Source organism: Verrucomicrobiota bacterium, from assembly GCA_016871535.1.
Classification (GTDB): domain Bacteria; phylum Verrucomicrobiota; class Verrucomicrobiia; order Limisphaerales; family SIBE01; genus VHCZ01.
Genome location: VHCZ01000298.1, coordinates 1 through 7,225, shown reverse-complemented (window position 1 = coordinate 7,225; position 7,225 = coordinate 1). Strand labels below are relative to the sequence as shown.

The window sequence follows — 7,225 nt, the reverse complement described above, 5'->3', positions numbered from 1 at the left end:
CGGCGCAACCCGAAGGGCGGCAGTTCTTTTTCGCCAGACTTCGTTGCTTGCTCCTTACAGATCCACTTCGGGATATGCTCGTCGCTCGCGCCTCGTCTGGCCGAAAAATCCCTTGCCGCGAACGTGAGCGTATTTATGAAATGGACCACTAAGGGTCTGTGCAAAAATAAATTCCGGTTTTGCTGGAGGCGATTTCGCTTTCTGGCGAGGCACGACGAAGGAGCATAGCCAGGGCTCTGCGACTGAGGAGAAACGAAGCCAGAAAGCGAAATCGCCCCAGCCCTCCGGGGCGGGGCGGCGCCTGGCCGGCTGCGGCGTTGCTCGTCGGTCACAGCCCCAAAACGGGGATGCTCCCTCCTCGCGCCTTGCATCCGGCCAGGCGGCGCTCCCGCCAAAACCGGAAGTTATTTTTGCACAGACCCTAAGCGCATGGAGCGGCTCGCCGGGACGGACTCGCCCTGCCCTCCAAAACCTAAACCGGCCAGCGGTAGCGGAACAGACTCAGATCGAATTGCGTCTTGCCTTCCGTGAGCAAATCCGCGAGCACGCTGCCCAGGGCGCTGGAGAATTTGAAACCATGTCCCGAGCACGGACTGGCCACGAGAACTTGCGGGCAGCGCGGGTGCGCATCGATGAAGAAGTGATGATCCGGCGTGTTCGTGTACATGCACACGACTGCGGACCGCAATGCGCCATCCGCATCCGGCATGAATTTACGCAGTACCGCGCGCATGGCTTCTGGCTCGTCGGCGTGGACCGCGCGGTCAATCGCATCCGGTGAAACGATCCGTCCTTCGTGATGGCCTGCGACCTTGACGCCTTCGCCCAGATCCGGAAAACCGTAGAAGAAGCGCTCCGGTTCATGCTCCCACAGATAGATGGGACAGCGCTCCGGACGAAAATTTTCCGGCGCTCTCTTCGCTTCAAACCAATAGAGCACCTGCCGCTCGACCGTGAACGGCAGTTTCAACTCCGGCAGCAGCGTCGTGATCCAACTCCCGCTGGCCAGAAGAAGGCGGGAAGCCTGGTAGATCCCTTGAGACGTGACAACCCGCGCCAAACTTTCATTCGTTTCCCAGCGAGCCACCGTCTCATTGAGGTGAATTTCCGCGCCGTGTCGCCGGGCGAGTGTCAGATGAGTTTCCACACAAGTTTCGGGGAACAGAATCCCGGCGCGAGGTTCCCAGACCGCCACCATGTCATCCGTCGGTTGCAGCGCGGGAAAGCGCCGCCGCACCTCCGCCGCGGAGAGCGTGTCATGCGGAAGACCGTGCTCCTCTGCGCTTTTCTTGGCTCCGCCCACCACGATTCCGTCCGGTGGGCCGATCATCAATCCGCCCGTCTGGACGAAAAGCCGGCGCCCGGACTCGCGTTCGAGTTCAGCCCATAACTCGTACGCGTGCTGGACCAGCGGCACATAGATCGGGTGTTCGAAGTAAGCCTCGCGAATGATCCGTGTCTGGCCGTGCGATGATCCCATGGTGTGCGGCGGCGCGAAACGGTCGATTCCCAGAACCTCCCTCCCACGCCGCGCCAAATGATAGCAAGCCGCGCTGCCCATTGCGCCCAGACCGACCACGATCACGTCATATTGCTCAGGCACAAAGCGAAGATATCGGAGGGGGTTAAATGGTTGAAAGGTTAAATCGGTTGACCTCAGCGCGTTCAAACGAAAATTCGGCGGCCAGGAGATCCGGTTGGTGCCGGCGCTGGATTGCATGTTCGACGCGGCTGCTTACTGTGCAGACCGTGGGATTGACGACAGATCGACCGGAGAACCGTAGCGCAGATTTTCAATCTGCCGTATCGCCGAATTGCATTCGGCAGGGCGTCGGGAGATCCAAGCGCACCCAACCTGCCGAGACCACGCGGATTGCAAATCCGCGATACAGCAGAATTCAATTCTGCGCTACTTTGTCAATGCCCTGGGCGTCCTGGGTGAAGCCGATTCTCTTGGATTTTCTTGACGGGTCGGACGGGGGAACAAATGCTGATCCGGCAGCCTAAATCACTTTGGGATCGGCTGCGCGCGTAGCCGCGGCCCGATCAACGAAGTGGCAGTTCGAAGTGCTAACGAGATCCCAATTCTTCGATGCGGAAGAAGCCCTCCGCGAGGGCGAGATCAAATTTCGCTCTCTGGTCACCGCGATGGCCGACGTCGTTTTCCACGCTCGACCGCGAGCAGCGCCACACGGGTGTTTATGGCAAATGGCTCGAAAAGGAAGGGTTGGCTCCGGAATTCTTCCTCGGCAAGACGGCTCGCGAGGTCCTGGGTCCCGGCGCCGGCCCGGTTCATGAGCAAGCGAATTTGAAGGCGCTGGCCGGCGAGCACGTGGTTTATGAATGGTCCCTGGCCCGCGCTCAAGGCAAGCCGCGATATTTTCAGACGTCGCTTTCACCCATCCGGAACGCGGCGGGCGACGTTGTCGGAATCGTGGGGGTCGGCCGCGATATCACGGCCGCCAAGAACGGCGAAATCCGCATGGCGGCTTTCTCCGCATTGGGCCAGAGGCTCAGTCTGGCCACCCAGCCGAAGGACGCCGCGAGCATCATCGCGGACGTGGCGGATTCGCTGTTTGGCTGGGATGCTTGCACCGTCGATGTGTACGACGCGGACAAGGACGAAGTATTTCCCTTGCTGAACGTGGACATTGTCAACGGGCAGCGCACGGCGGTGGAGCCGGTGCGCGTGGGCACCCCCGCAACCCCCTCGCAGCGCCGCGTGCTCGAACACGGGCCGGAATTGATTTTGCGCCCGGATCCACTCGTTTTTCCTGCGGAGTCCATCCCTTTCGGGGATACGTCCCGTCCGTCGGCTTCCCTCCTGTTCACGCGGATTCGCAACGCCAGCAAAGTCATTGGGCTGCTCTCGGTGCAAAGCTACACCGCAAACGCTTATACCGCGGAGGATTTGGAAACGCTGCAAACGTTGGCCGATCTGTGCGGCGGCGCGCTGGAACGCATTCGGGCGGCGGAGGCGCTGCGCCAAACCGAAGCCCGGTATCACAGCATCTTCGATAACGCGGTCGAAGGCCTCGCGCAGGTGGCTCCCGAAGGCCGTTTCCTCACGGCCAATCCCGCGCTGGCCCGCATGCTGGGTTACGCGTCCCCGGAAGAATTGATGGCGTCGATCACGGATATTGGCCAGCAACTGTACGTGGACCCGAACTGGCGGAAGGTGTTGACCCGGCAGCTCGCAGAGAAAGGTTTCATCAAAGGCCACGAAATCCAGGCGTATCGCAAGGACGGCCAGATCATCCGGGTCTCGATCAGTTCGCACGTGGCGCGGGACGAGGGCGGCAAAGTTCTGTACTTTGAAAGCGTCATCGAGGACATCACCGAGCGCAAGAGTCTGGAGACGCAGCTTCGGCACATCCAGAAGTTGGAGTCGATCGGGCAGTTGGCGGCCGGAGTGGCGCACGATTTCAACAACCTGCTCACCATCATTCAGGGCTACACCAGCTTGCTTCAGAATAGCCCGGACCCCCAGGCCGACCTCCGTGAAGCCCTGGCGCAGATTGGAAACGCCGCCCAACGCGGCGCCGACCTGACACGCCAGTTGCTCACCTTCAGCCGGCGGCAACCGATGCGGCCGGTGTTGCTCGATTTGAATGAGGTGGTGCGAAACGTCGGCAAAGTGCTCCAGCGCGTGTTGGGCGAGCACATGACTCTCCAATGCCACGAATGCCCTGCGCTGCCGCTGATCGAGGCCGACCTCGGCATGGTGGAACAAGTCATCATGAACCTCGCGGTCAATGCGCGCGATGCCATGCCGCAAGGCGGCACGTTGACCCTGGCGACTGAGGCGATCGAAATCGACGCGGCTTACGTGAGCACGCATCCCGAAGCCGCCACCGGCCCGCACGTCGCCTTGACCGTGAGCGACACGGGCATCGGCATGGACGCCGCGACGCTGGGCCGCATCTTCGAGCCGTTTTTCACGAAGAAAGAAGTGGGCAAAGGCACCGGCCTCGGTCTGGCCACGGTGTACGGCGTGGTCAAACAACACCAGGGCTGGATCGAGGTGACGAGCGCCGTCGGCCGCGGCTCCACTTTCAAAGTCCTTCTGCCGGCGACGAGAAAACAAGCGGGCGAGCGGGGAACGGAAAAGCCAACCAAAACCGGCTTTGAAGGAAACGGCGAGACCATCCTGGTGGTGGAAGACGAACCGGCGTTGCGGTCGCTGGCGCGCCGGGTCCTTCAGAATTACGGCTACTCGGTTCTTGACGCCGGGTCTGGTCGCGAAGCGCTGGACGTCTGGGAGAAGAACGCCTCGGAAATCCACCTGCTGCTCACGGACATGGTGATGCCCGGCGGCATGACGGGACGCGAGCTGGCCCGGCGACTCCGGATTCGGGATCCGCTTCTGAAAGTGATTTACACTAGCGGTTACAGCCCGGAAGCCGTGGCCGAAGGACTCGAATTGATCGAAGGCGTCAACTTTCTCGCCAAGCCGTATCGTCCCGGCGCGCTGGCCAAGATTGTGCAAGCGCGGCTCCATCCCGAATCAAGCGATCGGGAAGGGTCGTTGCCCGTCTGAGGATGAACGGTAACTAACTAAATCCAAACATAACCCGAGTGCGGCAGAGAGTATCCATCTGCCTGCGCGAATTCTGTGAAGGATATGAAGACTAGATACCTCGGACTCCTCCTCGCTCGTCGAGTTGAAGACTCCGAACGGTTCCGGGCCCGGATTGGTATCGTTTCGTCGGGAACTATTGCATCAAGCAATGAGGTATGCGACGGCTGCGGAGGCGGGTGCGCTCTCCGCGGCTGTTGGGCCCAAAATACTCTCCCTCGAAGCAACCACGGAACACCCCAAACAACCAGGAGACCGGGCGAAGGCCCGGTCTCGTTTTTTGGCCATCACTGGCTTCGGGAAAAAAGGCGGCGCCACCAGGAGACGGCCGGCTTGGGTTCGCGGGCGATCGATTCGTTCAGGCGTTCGGCGATCTGCGGCGGGACTGGCGTGTGCGCGGCATCCTCGCGAATCATTTCTTCGGCGGTCGCGAATTCCAGCGCCGTTTGCTTTTGCTGGCTCTGCTGGAGCGTGTGCTCCGCGTGCTCGCGCGTTTGCTGCCGCAATTTGGATGGGTCGGGTTTCATTTGTTGCCTCGTGGGAACGATCGCGCTTGAATGCGGAGTTGAGGTATCGGGGTGTCGGAGTGTCGGGGTGTCGGAGTGCGGGCGAGAATTTCGCCGACACGCGGATACGCCGATACGCCGATACGAAGCCGATCCGCATTCATGCCGGGTTGAACTGCGCTTTCGAGTTTCATTCTGAGTTCAGGCGAACCTGGCGAAGGCCGCAGCAAAGGCTTTCCGGGCGCGATGGAGTTTGCCGCGGACGGCATCGGCGGTTTGGCCCGTGAGGGTCGCGACGTCCTGGTAACTCAGCTTTTCGTCCGCCACCAGCAGAAGGAGCAGCCGATATTCTTCGGGCAGCGCGTCGAGCGTCTTCTGGATGCGCTGGCCCAGTTCTTTCGTCTCCAGGACGCGCAAAGGATTGTCGGTTGCGACCGACGACGTTTCCCAGATCGCGTCATCCGCGTTGCTGACCATGTGGCGGTGGTGCCATGTTTGCAGGAGGTTCCGGCAATGATTGATGGCGATCCGATAAAGCCAGGTCCTCACCGCGGAATCGCCTCGAAACTGGCTCATCTTGCGGTAGGCCTTGAGGAACACGTCGTGCGTGGCGTCCTCGGCCTGTGTGGGATCACCCAGCAGCCGCAACGCGAGATAGTAAATGCTCTGGGCATGGGCTTCGTAGATCGCGCCGAATTTGCTCGAAGCCCACACCGGGACACTGCGAGACGGCGCGCCGTCGTGCGGAGTGCGGACAAGGGTCCTTGACCTTTTCGTGCGATCCGTCTGCTGTGTCCACAAATTCTTTGCTTGCGACCGGCAATGCCACGGAGAATTGGACAGCGGTGGCACCGGGTTGTCACGGCGACGAGCGTTTGTGGAGCATGGCAAGCGCCATGCCACGCCGTTACCGCCTTGCAACGTTACAACGTTAAATTGTTGAATCGTTAAATGGGGTCAACAAGAGTGGCTTGCCTGACAAATCACGGATTCGCCGAGGCGGCGGCTTTGGAGCCGCAAGTCCGCATCGCCATCGCCAATCGTCAATTTTCCGAAAAGCCAATTGCCGATACCCATCCCCGATTGCCCATCGCCGATTTCCACTTGCCCTCACTTCGGTCCGGGCTGCAATTCCAGGTACGTCTTGGTGTCGGTTTTCTCGTTCCACATCTGCATCCCTGTGGCCTGGTTTTTGGTGAAGCTTCTTAACTCGAAAACCTTGACCTTCCGGCCTGCGGCATCATAGGCCACGGCGTAAATCAACCCGCCAAATTCGCGATCGATCCACGACACAACTTGCGCGTAGTCCTTGTCCGCCGGATTGGGGTTCGTGCTTTCCAGAACGTGGCAAAGGCGGTGGTTGCGCATCCGTATTTTGTCCCTGGCCAATCGTTGTTTGGGCCAGTGCAAGAATTCCAGACCCAGATCCGAGAGCCAAAAATCTGATCCCGCGAATGGAATCGCGGCCTGGGCGCCGGAAAGGCGAGCAGGCTCTGCGGCCGGCTGGGTCGGTTTAGCGGCGCGCCAGTGGAGATACTGGTTGGGGGAGTCATGGAAGTGGACAACGGTCAGCCGCTCCGCAGGCGGCGCGCCCGCCGGACCGGCTTCGTAAGTCCCCTCCCAACGGTCCGGGTGCAGTTTGACGGTGTATTTGACTTGCAGCCGCGAAAGCGTGCCTTTGCTATTCGAGACTCGCAACCGGCCGGTCAACGTCAAATCCTCAGGTGGCCGTTGCGAAAGCAGTTCGGAAACGAGCGCGGCGGCTTCGGTGTCCGAAGGCTCGGCCGCAAGCAGTACCGAGGGAGGCGCGGCGATCAGCAAGAGCAGGCCAAGGAAGGCCGCTCTCACCCTGAACTCGGTAGGGCGAGTCCGTCCCGGCGAGCCGCTCGACGAGCTCTGAACACGTCCGACTCGGCTCGCTGGGGACAGGCTCGCCCTACCGTGAGGGGCACGGCAGGTTCCCAAGCACTTCTCGCTCGCATCGAACATCGAACGTTGAACGTCGAACGGTTCATGGGAAGCTTCTTGCGCTAGTGAGCCTTCCTCACGGACCCTGAACTCGGTAGGGCGAGTCCGTCCCGGCGAGCCGCTCGACGAGTGTGGAACACGTCCAGTCCGGCTCGCTGGGGACAGGCTCGCC

At 60.9% G+C, this 7,225-nt stretch carries 5 protein-coding genes; 1 reads left to right on the top strand and 4 read right to left on the bottom strand.

Annotation, left to right across the window (positions count from 1 at the left end):
* Window positions 1–472 precede the first annotated feature (472 nt).
* A complete protein-coding gene (gene solA, locus FJ398_24325; protein ID MBM3841023.1) occupies window positions 473–1,720 on the bottom strand; it encodes an N-methyl-L-tryptophan oxidase in 1,248 nt (415 codons plus the stop codon).
* Between the two features lie 372 nt (window positions 1,721–2,092).
* Here solA and FJ398_24320 point away from each other — a divergent pair, with 372 nt between their 5' ends.
* On the top strand, window positions 2,093–4,540 hold the full coding sequence (locus FJ398_24320; GenBank protein MBM3841022.1) for a PAS domain S-box protein: 2,448 nt from the start codon (window positions 2,093–2,095) through the stop codon (window positions 4,538–4,540).
* Between the two features lie 326 nt (window positions 4,541–4,866).
* Here the strand turns inward: FJ398_24320 and FJ398_24315 are convergent, their stop codons facing one another.
* The 3 genes from FJ398_24315 to FJ398_24305 all read right to left on the bottom strand — a co-directional run.
* Window positions 4,867–5,106: a hypothetical protein gene (locus tag FJ398_24315; GenBank protein ID MBM3841021.1), complete on the bottom strand. Its 240-nt coding sequence runs from the start codon at window positions 5,104–5,106 to the stop codon at window positions 4,867–4,869.
* 180 nt (window positions 5,107–5,286) lie between these two features.
* Window positions 5,287–6,030, bottom strand: a complete 744-nt coding sequence (locus FJ398_24310) for an RNA polymerase sigma factor (GenBank protein ID MBM3841020.1) — start codon at window positions 6,028–6,030, stop codon at window positions 5,287–5,289.
* 165 nt (window positions 6,031–6,195) lie between these two features.
* Window positions 6,196–7,225: outer membrane lipoprotein-sorting protein (locus FJ398_24305; protein MBM3841019.1), on the bottom strand; the 1,030-nt coding region annotated here is incomplete at its 5' end.

Excerpts from the sequence above, each read along its gene's own strand:
- solA (MBM3841023.1), bottom strand. The coding sequence starts at position 1,720 with ATGCAATCCAGCGCCGGCACCAACCGGATCTCCTGGCCGCCGAATTTT.
- FJ398_24320 (MBM3841022.1), top strand. The coding sequence starts at position 2,093 with ATGCGGAAGAAGCCCTCCGCGAGGGCGAGATCAAATTTCGCTCTCTGG.
- FJ398_24315 (MBM3841021.1), bottom strand. The coding sequence starts at position 5,106 with ATGAAACCCGACCCATCCAAATTGCGGCAGCAAACGCGCGAGCACGCG.